Below are 13,945 nucleotides of genomic sequence, written 5' to 3'. Positions count from 1 at the left end.
CAGTTGACTCTTTTTATTTTGGATATCCATCCTATTTTTGTCTTAGGTGTTATTTGGCCCGGGGATAGGCCTTTTTTCCTTTCTCAATTACCTGCCACGCAAAGGAAACATCTTTCCAGCCCCTGGTAATGACCTGTTTTTCTTCTAGGTCCTTGTAAATGGAAAAGAAATATTCCACCTCTTTCAAGGTGTGGGCAGGCAGGGCATCCAGGTCGGTAAACTGGGACATTCTGGGGTCGGCCACAGGCACGCAAAGCACTTTAATATCCTCGCCTTTGTCGTCTGCCATCAGAAGGGCTCCAATGGGCTTTACCCGCATGGTACAGCCCGGGAAAGTGGGATTGGTAACCAAAACCAGCACGTCCACCGGATCACCGTCATCCGCCAGTGTCTCCGGAATAAATCCGTAATCTCCGGGATAATGCAGGGGGGAGTATAATACCCGGTCCAGGACAAATTCTCCCTTTTCTTTATCATACTCATATTTGTTGTTGCTCCCTTTGGGGATCTCGATAAATGCCTTTACAGTCCCTTCCATACCTTTAAACCTCCTGTATCTTCTTTTGAAGCTACTCCAAAATATCCATAAAGGTCTCCGTAAATCTTTTTTGTTCCGCCCCTTCTATCTTTTCAATCTCTTTCAATTCTTCTTCCAGGACCTGCTTTCTTTTCTGCATTTCGGCATAAATCAGCTTCACCTTCAACCGGGCGGCATTCCGCTCCAGATCGTTTTTAAACCGTCCGTAGCAGGCATCAAATCTTGCTTTATATTGTGTCACAAAATTCCCCCTCCTAATCAGGCTTCTTCAAACAAGTGCTATAATTCAATGATCACCGGACAGTGGTCGGAGCCCATAACATCATCCAGAATGTCCGCCTTTTTAATTTTCTCGATCAGATTCTGGGAAACGAAATGGTAGTCAATTCTCCATCCCACACCCTTTTCCCGGGCGTTAAACCGGTAGCTCCACCAGGAGTATTTCACCAGGTCCGGATAAAACCACCGGAAGGTATCGATATAACCGTGGGCGCTAAACTTATCCATCCAGGCCCGCTCTTCCGGCAAAAAACCGGACCTTTTTTCATTGGATTTGGGGTTTTTCAGGTCAATCTCCTGATGGGCCGTATTGTAATCCCCGCAGATAATTAGCTTTGACCCCTGACTGACCAGTTGATCACAATAGGCAAGCACGGCGTCATAAAATTCCATCTTATAGTTGAGACGCTGATCATCCTTTTGTCCGTTGGGGAAGTAAATATTGAACAGGGTAAAATCGGCATACCCCGTGATCAGGATCCTGCCCTCTCCGTCAAATTTAGGGTCATCAATGCCATACCGCACAAATAAGGGTTCTTCTTTCACATAAGTAGCTACTCCGCTGTAGCCCTTACGCTGGGCAAAAGAAAAATAAGCCTGATAGCCGGGGATCCCTTTCAGTTCTTCTGTCAGTTGATCCTCTTGTATTTTGGTTTCCTGCAAGCATAAAATATCCGGTTGTTCTTTCTGCACCCAATCCAGGAAACCGTTTTTTTGCACCGCTCTCAGTCCATTCACATTCCATGAAACTATTTTCAACCTAGCCCCTCCTCTCCGCGTGCTCAAAATCTCCTCCCTCCGGAGGATGAAAAGACGTTTTGTATAATTTTCTATTGTGCAGCACCCACACCCGTTCAGAAAATTGACCCTGAGTCGTATTTTCCAGAGCATTCTTCATATCAAACATTCTGGCATCAATCATGTCGATATAATGAAGCAGTTCTGCTTCCGGGATCATCGGTCTTTTCGGGCTGCCAAATTCCGGCTCATAATGATGGGACAGAAGCATATGCTGCAGGAGCAGGGATACTTCTTCGTCAACGCCTTCTTCTTTGGCGATCTGATCAATTTCTTTAATACCCTGAACAATATGGCCCAGCAGCTGCCCTTCTACGGTATAATCAACAATTAAGCCGATTTCACCCGCTGCCATTTCATCAATTTTCCCCATATCGTGCAGGATAATTCCCCCATAGAGCAAATCCCGGTTAATCCAGGGATATACGGTGCTAAGCTTCTCAGCCACCACCAGCATGGTCTTAATGTGATAGAGCAGTCCGGCTTTAACGGCATGGTGGTTTTGCTTGGCCGCAGGATAAAACAGCAGCCTGTCTTTTTTCTCCGCGATGATGCGGGAGACAATTTTCTGAATATCTTTGTTTTTTATTTCTTCCACGTAGCGCAAAACCACACCGTACATCTGTTCGGAACTCTCCGGCGCCGTAGGGATAAAATCTTCCATGCTCACCTCGTCCTGAGGACCAGCCGGCCTAATTTTTTCAATCTTCAACTGCAGCCTGTTCTGCCATTCTCCGATCAGACCTTTGACTTTAACCAAAATATGCTCATGGAAACCGGTTTCATCCTCTTCGGTGCAATCCCACAGTTTCCCGTTAATTTCCCCTGTTTTATCCGCCAGGGTTAAATCCAAGTACTTTTTATTATTGCTGGATGTTTTACATTCCATGGATTTGAGCAGGAAAAATCCTAACACAGCATCCCCCGGCTTTAATAGGTTAATTAGCATGATGAACCCTTCTTCCCCTTCCCTTTTTCTGAGGTTTTTTCTTCCTGGAGCCGAAATGTCTTCAAGCGGGTGAACAGCGCTGCATCGATGCCGCAGTCACCCAGATTTACCTTCCATTCCGTACCTTTGCCGTGCCAATCGGTTCCTCCGGTAATAACCAGGCCATACTTCCCGGCCATCTCTCCGTATTTGATCACATCAGCGGCATCATGGGCGGGATAAAACACCTCTATCCCTTTTAGCCCATGTTCCACCAGGGGCCTAATTTGTTCATCATCCCCGATCAGCTTGGGATGCGCCAAAACAGGGATGCCCTGGGCTTTGATGATCACATCGATGGCATTCTCCGGAGTAAACCCCTCGATGTCTAAATAGGCCGGGCTGCTTTTACCGAAATAGCGGTAGTAAAAGTCCATCCACTGGTCCCAATCGGCATAAAATCCATCCTGCATCATGGCTCGAAAAACATGACTGCTGTGCACCCATGCTCTTCCCAGATTTAGTTCCCTCACCCTTTCCCAGGGATAATCCAGCCAATTCATCTGATTCAACTTATCGAGAATCATTCTGGTGTTTTCCGTCCGGGCCCGGGAGATGTGAGACAAAAACTCAGCCAGAAAGGGGTTTTCACAGTCTATGTGATAACCCAGAATGTGAATGCGCTTCCCTTGAATGGATGTGGATATTTCCAGTCCGGGAATCACTTCCACACCTTGTTTCTCCCCTGCCGAGAGAAAATCAGGGATCCCCTGCACGGTATCATGGTCCACGAGAGACAGGGCCCGGATACCCCTGGCTTTTGCCAGGCTAATGATTTCTTGCGGTGAATTTGTGCCGTCGGAATAAAAAGAATGGGTATGCAGATCCGCAAACATAAAACCTTCTCCTAAAATTTTGTTTATCTATGATTTTTTGACATGAAGGGTATTTTTACCTTCTTTTGCAGAGAGAACTTTTGTATAATTTTATTAACAAGCCCTCCAGTCATCAAAAACCTTACTCTTTATTACCGGGAAGTTTATTACTTGTATTTTCTGGCAATAATCTAATAGCTCTTCAAGGAGGAATTATTTTGAAAAAATTAGTTAAATTCTTTTTACGGGGATTATTATTGATTACTCCGGTAGGCATTACGGTTTTTATCGTATATAAGGTAGGCGCCCTCATGGACAGCCTGGCTGCCGGCCTGTTAAAAATCTTTGCCATCCCCACCTATCCCGGGATGGGCATCTTATTAGCGGTAGCCGTTATTACCCTTGTAGGCATGTTGTCCAAAAACTGGTTCAGCAAAAAATTGTTCCGTTATATTGATATGGTTTTTACCAATGTTCCTTTGGTAAAAGTTATTTATACCACGGTACGGGATACCATTTCCACTTTTACGGAAGGCAAAAAAGGATTCTCCCAGCTGGCCCTGGTCCATATCCCCAGCTCCGACATAAAACTATTAGGGTTCATCACCAACGAAGAGCTGGACAGGTTCGGATTAGACGGTTATGTTTCGGTTTACCTGATGCAATCCATGCAGTGGGCGGGGAACCTGGTCCTGGTACCCAAAGAAATGGTCACCGTGCTGGATATGTCCGTGGAAGATGCCATCAAGTTTATCGCTTCTGCCGGCCTGGTTAAGAGCCAAGAAAAGATATAATTTCTGCCGCTTTTTGTAAAAAGGCAGCCATTTCCGCATCGGTACCGATGGTAATGCGCAGGTAGTTATCGATCCTGGGCTTGTTAAAATATCTCACCAGCACCCCCCTGTCCCTCAGGTGCTGGAATAAGGCATTTGCTTTCACCTGGGCATGGGTGGCAAAAATAAAGTTTGCTTGGGACGGTACCACCTGAAAACCCAGTTTTCTTAAATGCGCAGACACTTTTTCCCTGGTTTGGATGATTTTATTTCTGGTCTCATGAAAATAGGCTTCATCCTTGATCGCTTCCCGGGCCCCAATCAAAGCGAGGCGGTCTAAGGTATAGGAATTAAAAGAATTTTTCACCCGATCCAATCCTGCGATTAAATCCTCATGTCCCAGAGCGAAGCCGATCCGTAAGCCTGCCAAAGAGCGGGATTTGGAAAAGGTCTGCACCACTAACAAATTAGGAAAATCCCTCATCAAAGACACCGCTGATGCTCCGCCAAAATCGATATACGCCTCATCGATAATCACCACACTGTCCGGATTGTGCACAAGAATAGTTTTCACATGATCCAAGGAGAGATATTTTCCCGTGGGAGCATTGGGGTTAGGAAAGATAACTCCCCCGTTTTTGGTGAGAAACCTCTCTACGGGAAGGGAAAAGTGATCATCCAAAGGCACCGATTCATAGTTAATTTTGAAAAGCTGGGCATAAACAGGATAAAAACTATAGGTTACGTCGGGAAAAAGGATCGGTTTTTCCGGATTAAAAAAAGCCAAAAAACAAAAAGCCAGCACTTCATCGGACCCGTTGCCCAGAAAAACATTTTCTTTCCTCAGAGAATAAAAGCGGCCTATCTGCGTCCGTAATTCGTCGCAGGTGGGATCGGGATAAAGCCTGAGACTGGGGTCCGCAGCCGCCCGGAGGGACTCCAGCACTTTGGGGGACGGCGGGTAAGGATTTTCGTTGGTATTCAATTTAATATACTTTTTATCTTTGGGCTGTTCACCTGGAATATATGGTTCCATCGATTGGGCAATCCTGCTCCAATATTTACTCAACAAACATTCCTTCCTTTCCCTGGCGAATTGTCAGAGACAATTCCTCTTTTGCCTTTCTTTTTGATCATTTTTCTATTTCGACAAAAATGTCCCCAAGCCTTCTCCATGAAAAATCTCTTTGGGATGCCGAACAATAAATCAAACAAATTGAACAAAAAATTGAACTTGATTCAAACACCTACCTATTATAAACTAGATTGGGCTTCGACATTTATATACAAATATCGACCAAGGAGGGGCTGTCTAAGTTTATCATCATCGTATCAATATTCCCTTCATGATATGAGCGATCCACAAACTTTAATTTGAAAAAGGAGATTAAGCAGATGGAAGAAAAAGTGATTATTGATTCCGAAATCAGATTAGATCATATTGGATATATATACAAAATGATCAGCAGCATCCCCTACTTTGACGAAAAAAGGATTCAAAGCATTGAACCGTTGCCCGGAGGTTTAACCAATTCTAACTACAAAGTGACCATTGACAATGTGGCTTATGCCATCCGGGTGGCCGGCGCCGGAACCTCCCAGTTTATTAACCGGCCGGCAGAACATCACAACGCCTTGCTCATGGCCGATCTGGGGATCAACTGTCCCATTTATTATCACAACGATGTTACCGGGGACCAGGTCGCCGGCTATATTGACGGAAAAACGCTGCACATCCCTGATTTTCATGATGGGACTCATTGGCTCATCGAAACAGCTAAGGTGATTAAAGCTTACCATACTTGCGGTCAAAAATTGGCTTCAAAATTTGACCTGATTCAAGAAGTAGAAAATTATGCCGCTTTAGTTGAATCGAAAAAATTGGTTACCTATGAGCCAAATGATACCTGTTGGGGAAAATATTTGGAGATTAAAGCTGCTTACGAAAAAAATCCTTATGAGGAAAAACCTTGCCACAATGATACCCTGCCGGAAAACTGGGTCGTTGGTGAGGACAAGCTTTATCTCATCGACTGGGAATATGCCGGTATGAATGATGCCAATTTTGACTTGGCCGCTTTATCTTTAGAGAACAGCCTCAGTAAAGAAGAAGAAAACGTTTTCTTAAGCGAATACTATGGGGGAGAAATTTCTGAAGAGAATTACGGCCGTGTCGTGATTAATAAATATCTCTGTGATTACCTTTGGGCCTTATGGTCTGTGCTGCAAATCGACAACGGCAAGCCTTACGACGAATACTGGCCATACGGATTAAACCGTTTTAACAGGGCCCTTGCCCAAATTGAAGATGGTTCTTTAGACAAAGCGATTAAAGCGATCACAAAATAAAAAAGCCCAAAGGGCTTTTCAGGAACCGGGGTACCGGATAAACCTGATAAATCCATTCACCTTATTTGCTTATATCCATAATAGAGCGGCCTTTAGGCCGCTTTTATTTATAGGGCTCACTCCTTAGGATACAAGGGATCTCCTTTTTCTTCATCATTTTTCAATAGAAGGCGCATCCGGTAGCAATTCATCGCCGTTACCCCCAACTTATCCAGTAAGTGGTAATTGGCATAAGCCCCCACAAAAGCGCCGATTCCGGGAACCAATTGCAGCATTTTGGCCAAATCAATATAATCCCGGTATTCCTGCTGAAAAAGGCGCCAGTCAATGTTGTCCACACTGGCCGGAAGGGTCTTCACCCATTCATCCCAGTGCAAAATATGGTGGTATACTTCCCCTCGTCTTTTTTCGCTGGAAAAAGCCAGCTGGAAAATGTACAGAATATATAGGCGCTCTTTGACATCTCTCACATCAAACCCATATAGACCGGCCGCATCAAATAGGAATTTTATTTTGATGCTTAAGAGCAAGGGAAAATCGGCCAATCCTAAAAATATACCCCCGGCTCCCGTTCCTGCTCCTTCCGCCGCAGCCGCCTTTTTATAAAAATTAATTTTATCCTGGATGAGGGCCTCCCTTGCTTCGAAGGACATTTCCTCGGTGAGGGGGCTTTTTGTGATAAATTCCGAACCGATTAATACCGCCCGGACCATATGTTTGATGGCGTTCGTCAACACCGCATGCACTTTTTCGGGAATGATATTGTTGACCTTATTCTGCCAGCCTTTAGACAAACGCCCCGTGAGGGACGGTTTCCTGGTCATTTTTCGCTGCCATTGTTTTAACTCCTGAACGGCTTTTTCCGTATAACTATCCACGTTATCCCCGCTTTGCTCTGAAATAAGAAAACCTTACCAAGTATTATACCTTAAATCTGACAAAAAAAGTCGTTCCCTCCGGCGAAGATTCTACGGTGATTCGGGCATGATGCCTGGCGGCAATACTGTAGCAGACGGCTAACCCCAGTCCTGTCCCGTGCTCCTTGGTACTCAGAAAAGGCCGGCCCAATTTATCCAGCAGATCCGCTCTGATCCCCTTCCCTTCATCCTGCACCGATAAAACCACTTCAGCGCTTTCTTTGAAAGTGGAGATGGTAAGGCTTTTCCCCGGGGACATGGCCTCAATCCCGTTTTGGGTAAGATTTAAAATTAACTGGCGTATTTCGTTCTCGTCCAGGGCTAAATGAGGTATTTCTCCTAATTCCCAGCGGAAATTTTGCCCATATAACAAGGAATTGGCATCAATCAGGGGAGCGGCAATAATGGCGTTTAAACTCTTCATCTCTAATTTTACGGCTTTACTTTTCGCTAAAGAGAGAAATTCCGTAATGATGGCATTAGCCCGGTCAAGTTCTTCAATCATTAAGTGGAAATATTCATGATAAGTACGGCAATCATCTTTGCCGAGAAGCAGCTGTAAAAACCCCCGTACCGTAGTCATGGGATTCCGCACCTCATGCCCGATACTGGCAGCCATTTCTCCGATCAAGTTTAGCTGATCAAACCGGATAAACTCTTGTTCCATCTGTTTCTGTTCGGTAATGTCCACATTCATGCGGATGAATTCCGTTTTTTCGTTGTCATAATGGATGGGGAACGCGGTAGAAAGAAAGCTCTTTTCGATGCCGTTTTTATTCGTTATGTTCCAGACAAAGGGTCCATAGGTGTTTTCTGATTTTCCGCACGCCTGAAGGATGTCCTGAAACTCTTTTTCATTGTTTTCATCACGCATAATTTCACGGAGAGTTCTTCCCACGGTTTCTTTTTCCGTCCACCCAAACATTTTCTCCGAGGCTTGGTTCCAAAACAGGACCTTTCCCTCCAGATCATAACTTTGAATCGCCACACAGGGAGAATTATTAATGATCGTCTTTAACCTGTCCTCACTTTCCTGCACGACCTTTTCCTTTGATTCCAAAAGTTTGAGATTGGCAAATCCCATATAAGCCAATAACTCAGCAAGCTGGCGAAAGAAGCCCATGATGGCATACAGCTTTTCCGGGGTCAAAAATGGTACTTTTTCTAAAGCGGCCAGGTAATCCTTTTCATCAAAGCCATACAACCGGGCCTGCAAATAAAAGCGTTTGATGTCCGGAGCCCGGAAAAAAAATTGCCCCTGGAAAATAGTGGCCAGGTGTTCTCCGTCAATCATAATCGGAGCAGCCGCCTCAATTAATCCAAGGGGACATTCATAACAAACATAGGGCTGGCCGGAATTTAAATGATCCTTAATAAACATATCGCTTTCATGGCATAATGAAAGCGCTTGGGCATTTTTCCGGTGAAATTTGGTGCAAATATCCTGCCAGGCCACAGATACCAAGATGTTGGCGTCAGTATCAATGATACCGCAGGGGATCCCGGTAGCTAAATAAAACTCTTCCATCAGCGCTTGGATCTTGGGAATGTCTACAATTTTGGAAAAAGTGTACTTCATACTTTACTCCTCCATTCTTTTCTCCACGTCCACCCTCTGAGGAATAATAAAAAAAGCCGGCCTGAAAAGGCTGGCCTGTTATTTAGGCACCGGACCCCGGTCCGCAAGGTTTGGAAGGACTCTTTTGGCTGCTGCTCCCAATGGCACAACTCTCACAAAGCTTTTGACCATTTACATCATAAACATCTTCACTGGCCACTTCTTTTCCGCACTTATCACAGCTAAGCATCATTGTAAAAAGCCCCCTTCCTGATTTTGGATCTCTTCATTATCATTCGCTATCAGGATATGTTTTCCTTCTTCCGCTTAATCCTATTAAAAATATTTTTATTAGAAAACTTGGCTTGCGCCAAACCTCTGCGCCGGCGGAAGCCTTAGTTGCACTTATACTTGTTACCTATAAATTTTTATACTTCCTGACAAGTACAGAAAAGCCCTTTACGCAAGGGTTTTCCATTACAAATTCCTACAAAAAAACAAACCGCCCTGCGGTTAAATGATTTATTTTATGATCATACTTTGTGCTGCCTGTGCCTTCTCTGTGCCATTGTCATCGCAGAGATTAAGCACAAAGCGGTATGTTCCTTTTCCGTAGCCGGCAGGTATATTCAAGATAGCGATCCCATCCGTAATCGTTACCGGCTGATTCACCTGATCCTGAATATTGGCGTAAACCATGCCATATTTGCGCTGCAAAGTTACCTTGACTCTTTCTGCGCCTAGCGTTTGGATATTAAATTCTACTGGAATGGGAGATGAGGTCTGGTCAAAAACCCTCGTTTCCGCACTTGCCTTAATGGCATACTGTATTGGTGCTGTTAATGCAACATCTGCCGTGCCGCTATGCAGCACATAACCGTTCCGGGGATACATGACATTTGAACAAGCATATGCTTTAACCTGCACTGTATAATTCCCTGGCGGAAGAGGAACTGCACAATCTGACATGTCTAATGAAATGTTTATATTATCTTCAAAAGCAGCTGTAATAAAGACATATGGTAGGGCTGCAAAAATTAGGTTGCCATTAATCTTTGTTCCGACTGGCAGTGGTACTACTGCCTCATCATTTACCAAACAGAATTCAAAAGCAGATATTTTTCCATCTGTCTTAAAATCATAACCGGGAGCTAAGACTCTCCCCAGGCTAACCGTAAACCTATCTGTCCCGCTGCTAGCTGTGAGCGTGTAGGCGTTCTTTCCTGCAACGGCGACAGTGGGCATAGTACCCGAAAAAGTACCATGTGCAGGCAAAAGCTTAATATGGTAAGTACCAGCTGCAATACCACCAGCAGTTTTGGAAAAATCAAAGATAAATAAGTATTCCTTCGTAGCTCCAGCCGGAATTGATTCTGCAGGAGCATATTTTAACGTCCCACTGCCCATATGATAAAACTCATTCAAGGGGAGCCTTGTTCCTAAAGCAGTTTCCATGTTTTTATAATAGTAAGCACCATCAACCAGCATAATAATTGAGGTGCCGGCCGGCAGTGTTACTACCGTCTCCCCATTCATCAAACCAATGGTTTGGGTTGCCAGGTTACAGGCCTCATTATAGTGCACGTTAAAGGCTCCAGTAAAAACGCTGTCTGAAGTGATAGTGATCGAAGTAGCCTCAGGAAATGCTGCTGTATAATATTTGCCTTCTTTTATTTTTGAGCTTACTATTTCACCCTCAGCAACAGTAACTTCCGGCTTTGGAATCCCATTATCATCCATATCCTGGGACCATACTCCCTCGCCCTCATCATCGTCCAAACGATCGTAGACTTCTTCCCATGTCATATCCCCGATGGGTAAAGCGCCGTCATTATTCAGGACATCACCGCTGTTTGTTCCATCCGGAGCACCTTCGTAATCTAGATAATAGTTATTCCAGGCGTTATCATTATGAATGGCATTGCCATTGCCGACAACGCCCCCCACCAATTGATTACCCTCCACTGTACCTACACTTAAGTTATGGTATATGGTAAAATCCGGGTTAGCATAGCCTACTATTCCGCCTACTCCGCCTTGACCGTTCCCCCCATCAATTGCTCCTGAATTAAAACTATTGCTAACAGTGCTGTTTCCGCCCGCCGCCCCGACCACACCTCCTGTGTGACCGTTACTCCCGTTCACAGTGCCGGTATTGATGCAAATTGTAACGACGCCATCCGTGTAACCCACCACGCCGCCTATCTCAGCTATTCCCGATACATCCCCAGCAGATGAACAATTGCTTATAACACTTTCAGTGCCGGCATATCCTGCTACGCCTCCCACGTTATGTTGGCCTAAACCTGTTACCGTGCAATCGCTAGTGCACTCCGTTATTACTCCGTCTGTTTTACCGACCACGCCGCCCACATAACCGAAACCGCTTGCTGCTGTTACAGTTCCTGAAACGGTGCATTCGCTGATTTTGCTGCCCGCCCCGTAAGCATATCCAGCGATACCTCCGATATAACTATTAGGTCCTGTCACTGTAACACTGGCGGTACATCCCCTTATCTCTCCGTCAGTTCTGCCAGCCACGCCGCCCACATAGCCTCCGCCATTTGCTTCATTTACAATTACTGAAACAGTGCAGTCGGTTATTTTGCTGCCGATACCGGCTGCATATCCTGCGATACCTCCGATGTAGCTATTATTAGGTGCTGTGATGGTAGCGCTAACGCTGCATCCTGATATCTCTCCCTCAGTTTTACCGGCCACGCCGCCCACATACATATTATTTCCCGATATGTCTTCTGAAACAGTACAGTCAATTATTTTGCTGCCGGTACCGGCATATCCGGCAATGCCGCCCACGTAATCATAAGAGCCTGTTACCGTACCATTGACACTGCATCTCGTTATCTCACCCTCTGTTTTACCAGCCACGCCGCCCACATAAGTGTACCCTGATACAGCCCTTGAAACAGTGCAGTCGATTATTTTGCTGCCCGCCCCGGCCTCCCCGGTTACGCCTCCTGTATAGTTCTTCCCGCCACCGCTGGATATTACCGCACAGTTTGTTGTGCAGTTGCTGATTCCTCCATTTGTATAGCCGGCCACACATCCTGTTTGAGATTTTCCGGATATCCTTCCCGATATGCTTACGTTCCGAATCATACTACCTGTGTCGGCATAGCCAAACAGTCCCTGGTAGCTTTCATTTGGTTTATCGATATACAAGCCGATTATTTCATAGCCTGCTCCATTAAATTGCCCTTGAAACTTCCTCAAATTGCTGCCGATTTTTGTAAACTGTCTTGGCGAGGCGGATACAAAGGTACCGTCAGCATTCATACTGTTGAGAAGAATGTCCTGGGTCAGCTGGATAAAACTACCGGCATAGGTTATCCCGGCATTAACCCGCTGGGAAAAATAGGCCAGCTGCTCCCCGGTGCTGATTAAATAGGGATCGTTTTCAGTTCCTGTACCGCCGGCAAAGTTTGCCGCAATTCCCCCAGTCCATTCCGGACTTACCGCAGAGGCCACGTTGGCTTCAAAAAGCAAAAAAGCCAAAAAGGTACAGAGAAAAAATATCCCAAATAGCAGCCCCATGATTAATCTGTTTTTTTTGATTACTTTATTATGCATAATAGTGCTCCTTAAAGTCCTGTCACCGTTACGCCCCCATAATCATCTTCCGGATGATTCTTAAAGAAAACCAGTTCATAGATAGCCGCCGTATTAAGGGAAGTTGTCAGAGTTCTCTCTTCTATTGTCCTGCCGATGACGATGGGATTGGTCATGTCAGGGTTGGCTCCTTCCGGCCAGGTAATCATCACATCCCGGTTAAATTCCGTATTTGGGGCCAAGTTAATAGTTAGAACAGCGACAGGAGAACCTGCGTTTTCCGCCATTTGATAAGATATAGCCGGGGTGATAATAAACTTTCCCTGGAGGGTTTTTGAGTAAGGTGAGGTAGCGGTTGCCGTCACCGTCACTTCCAAAGGCATGTTGGGATTGGCCGGTGAAGGCACAGATATCGTAACTATTTGTCCCTCAGATCCGCCCGGGGGAATAGTTCCGCTGATACTTGCACCCACCGGCTCCGGCACTACAATGTACGAGATCTCTCTATTCGATATATGGAGAGGGTTTTCAAAATTACGGAGCTGAAAGCGGATGTTTGCATCAGCGCCTGTTTGCCAGTCATGGGTGATTTGATAGGCAGGAACCGTTGTCTGATCTGTCAAAAGGTCACTGGTAAAATAGAATTCTGCCCCGGAAGCGGCAATATAGGTATTAAGCAGAGCATGATGCATGTAGCTTGCCAAAGCCACCGTAGAAAACAACACCAGCATCGTCATGGCGGGTAGGACACCAAGTGCAAATTTATGACCGTTGTTTTTCAGAAAACCCATTGCTGTCTATCCCCCCATTATCAAATTCCTTCTGCTTGCACAGCCCTTATTTTTAGTTCCAGATAATCGATTTCATTTCTGTAACGAAAGTCTTTCTTTTCTACCGGCCAGGAAATGCTTAGCAGATATTCCTTTGTTTCAGGCATATCAGCAGAAAGCTGTTGGGTCTCACCGATATAACGGAAGGAATCCGGACGGCTTAGGTTTACCTCCTTACCTTCGTCATCCGCCAAGGTATATTCTAAGGGAAGGTTTCCCGTTGTTTCCAATTCCAGGTTATAATTTTGCGTGTAACCGCTTATTTTTACCGGGTCTCCCGCTTGCCAATTTCTCACCCAGATGGCAATGGTCCTGGTATCTCCCGGAAACATATTATCTAAAGAAACGGATGCCGCGTGATAATCCAGTACCCATGTGGAAAATTCAATATCCGGCGGCGTGGTGTTTTCTGCTCCGGAATTAGTTAAAGTAGTGCTGAATCGGGAAAAGGAAATGCCCATGGCAGCCAATGTCAAGATAAAAATATAAAATAGAATATATCTCAGTTTTAATTTCATTTTCCCACCACC

Annotated in this window: 14 protein-coding genes; 2 read left to right on the top strand and 12 right to left on the bottom strand. The window is 45.2% G+C overall.

Translation table 11 applies throughout. From position 1 onward, the window contains the following. Positions 1-49: 49 nt before the first annotated feature. From DCMF_RS00330 to DCMF_RS00310, 5 genes are read right to left on the bottom strand one after another with little or no spacing between them, the layout of a single operon-like run. Positions 50-538, bottom strand: a complete 489-nt coding sequence (locus tag DCMF_RS00330) for an inorganic diphosphatase (protein WP_148132586.1) — start codon at positions 536-538, stop codon at positions 50-52. A gap of 31 nt (positions 539-569) precedes the next feature. Then, positions 570-779: a hypothetical protein gene (locus DCMF_RS00325; protein WP_148132585.1), complete on the bottom strand. Its 210-nt coding sequence runs from the start codon at positions 777-779 to the stop codon at positions 570-572. Positions 780-817: 38 nt separating this feature from the next. Beyond that, on the bottom strand, positions 818-1,576 hold the full coding sequence (locus tag DCMF_RS00320; RefSeq protein WP_148132584.1) for an exodeoxyribonuclease III: 759 nt from the start codon (positions 1,574-1,576) through the stop codon (positions 818-820). 1 nt (position 1,577) lies between these two features. Continuing rightward, positions 1,578-2,564, bottom strand: a complete 987-nt coding sequence (locus DCMF_RS00315; protein WP_148132583.1) for a 3'-5' exoribonuclease YhaM family protein — start codon at positions 2,562-2,564, stop codon at positions 1,578-1,580. Then, positions 2,558-3,439 carry a PHP domain-containing protein gene (locus tag DCMF_RS00310; RefSeq protein ID WP_148132582.1) on the bottom strand — a complete coding sequence of 294 codons (882 nt, stop codon included), beginning with the start codon at positions 3,437-3,439 and terminating at the stop codon, positions 2,558-2,560. The genes DCMF_RS00315 and DCMF_RS00310 overlap by 7 nt, the downstream gene beginning before the upstream one ends. A gap of 197 nt (positions 3,440-3,636) precedes the next feature. Between DCMF_RS00310 and DCMF_RS00305 the strand changes: the two genes are divergently transcribed. Then, positions 3,637-4,212 carry a DUF502 domain-containing protein gene (locus tag DCMF_RS00305; RefSeq protein WP_148132581.1) on the top strand — a complete coding sequence of 192 codons (576 nt, stop codon included), beginning with the start codon at positions 3,637-3,639 and terminating at the stop codon, positions 4,210-4,212. Here the strand turns inward: DCMF_RS00305 and hisC are convergent. After that, positions 4,190-5,260 (bottom strand): histidinol-phosphate transaminase, encoded by a 1,071-nt coding sequence (gene hisC / locus DCMF_RS00300; protein ID WP_148132580.1) that lies wholly within the window; start codon positions 5,258-5,260, stop codon positions 4,190-4,192. The genes DCMF_RS00305 and hisC overlap by 23 nt on opposite strands. A 326-nt stretch (positions 5,261-5,586) precedes the next feature. Here hisC and DCMF_RS00295 point away from each other — a divergent pair, with 326 nt between their 5' ends. Next, positions 5,587-6,540, top strand: coding sequence for a choline kinase family protein (locus tag DCMF_RS00295; protein ID WP_148132579.1), 954 nt, complete (start codon positions 5,587-5,589; stop codon positions 6,538-6,540). A 116-nt stretch (positions 6,541-6,656) separates the two neighbouring features. Here DCMF_RS00295 and DCMF_RS00290 read toward each other — a convergent pair whose 3' ends face one another. The 6 genes from DCMF_RS00290 to DCMF_RS00270 form a co-directional block, all read right to left on the bottom strand. Continuing rightward, the gene (locus DCMF_RS00290; RefSeq protein ID WP_148132578.1) at positions 6,657-7,418 is read right to left on the bottom strand and encodes an EcsC family protein; all 762 of its coding nucleotides are present in this window, start codon (positions 7,416-7,418) and stop codon (positions 6,657-6,659) included. 43 nt (positions 7,419-7,461) lie between these two features. Continuing rightward, positions 7,462-9,036, bottom strand: a complete 1,575-nt coding sequence (locus tag DCMF_RS00285; RefSeq protein ID WP_148132577.1) for a PocR ligand-binding domain-containing protein — start codon at positions 9,034-9,036, stop codon at positions 7,462-7,464. An 82-nt stretch (positions 9,037-9,118) separates the two neighbouring features. Beyond that, positions 9,119-9,268, bottom strand: a complete 150-nt coding sequence (locus DCMF_RS28990; RefSeq protein ID WP_214659442.1) for a hypothetical protein — start codon at positions 9,266-9,268, stop codon at positions 9,119-9,121. A 269-nt stretch (positions 9,269-9,537) separates the two neighbouring features. After that, positions 9,538-12,606 carry a GLUG motif-containing protein gene (locus DCMF_RS00280; protein ID WP_148132576.1) on the bottom strand — a complete coding sequence of 1,023 codons (3,069 nt, stop codon included), beginning with the start codon at positions 12,604-12,606 and terminating at the stop codon, positions 9,538-9,540. A gap of 11 nt (positions 12,607-12,617) precedes the next feature. After that, positions 12,618-13,376 carry a hypothetical protein gene (locus tag DCMF_RS00275; protein ID WP_148132575.1) on the bottom strand — a complete coding sequence of 253 codons (759 nt, stop codon included), beginning with the start codon at positions 13,374-13,376 and terminating at the stop codon, positions 12,618-12,620. Between the two features lie 20 nt (positions 13,377-13,396). Further along, positions 13,397-13,933 (bottom strand): hypothetical protein, encoded by a 537-nt coding sequence (locus tag DCMF_RS00270; protein WP_148132574.1) that lies wholly within the window; start codon positions 13,931-13,933, stop codon positions 13,397-13,399. Positions 13,934-13,945 lie beyond the last annotated feature (12 nt).

Source organism: Candidatus Formimonas warabiya, from assembly GCF_002777255.1.
Taxonomy (GTDB): Bacteria; Bacillota; Dehalobacteriia; order Dehalobacteriales; family Dehalobacteriaceae; genus Formimonas; species Formimonas warabiya.
The sequence above is the reverse complement of the archived record's forward strand: the minus strand, read 5'-3'. Positions and strand labels throughout refer to the sequence as shown.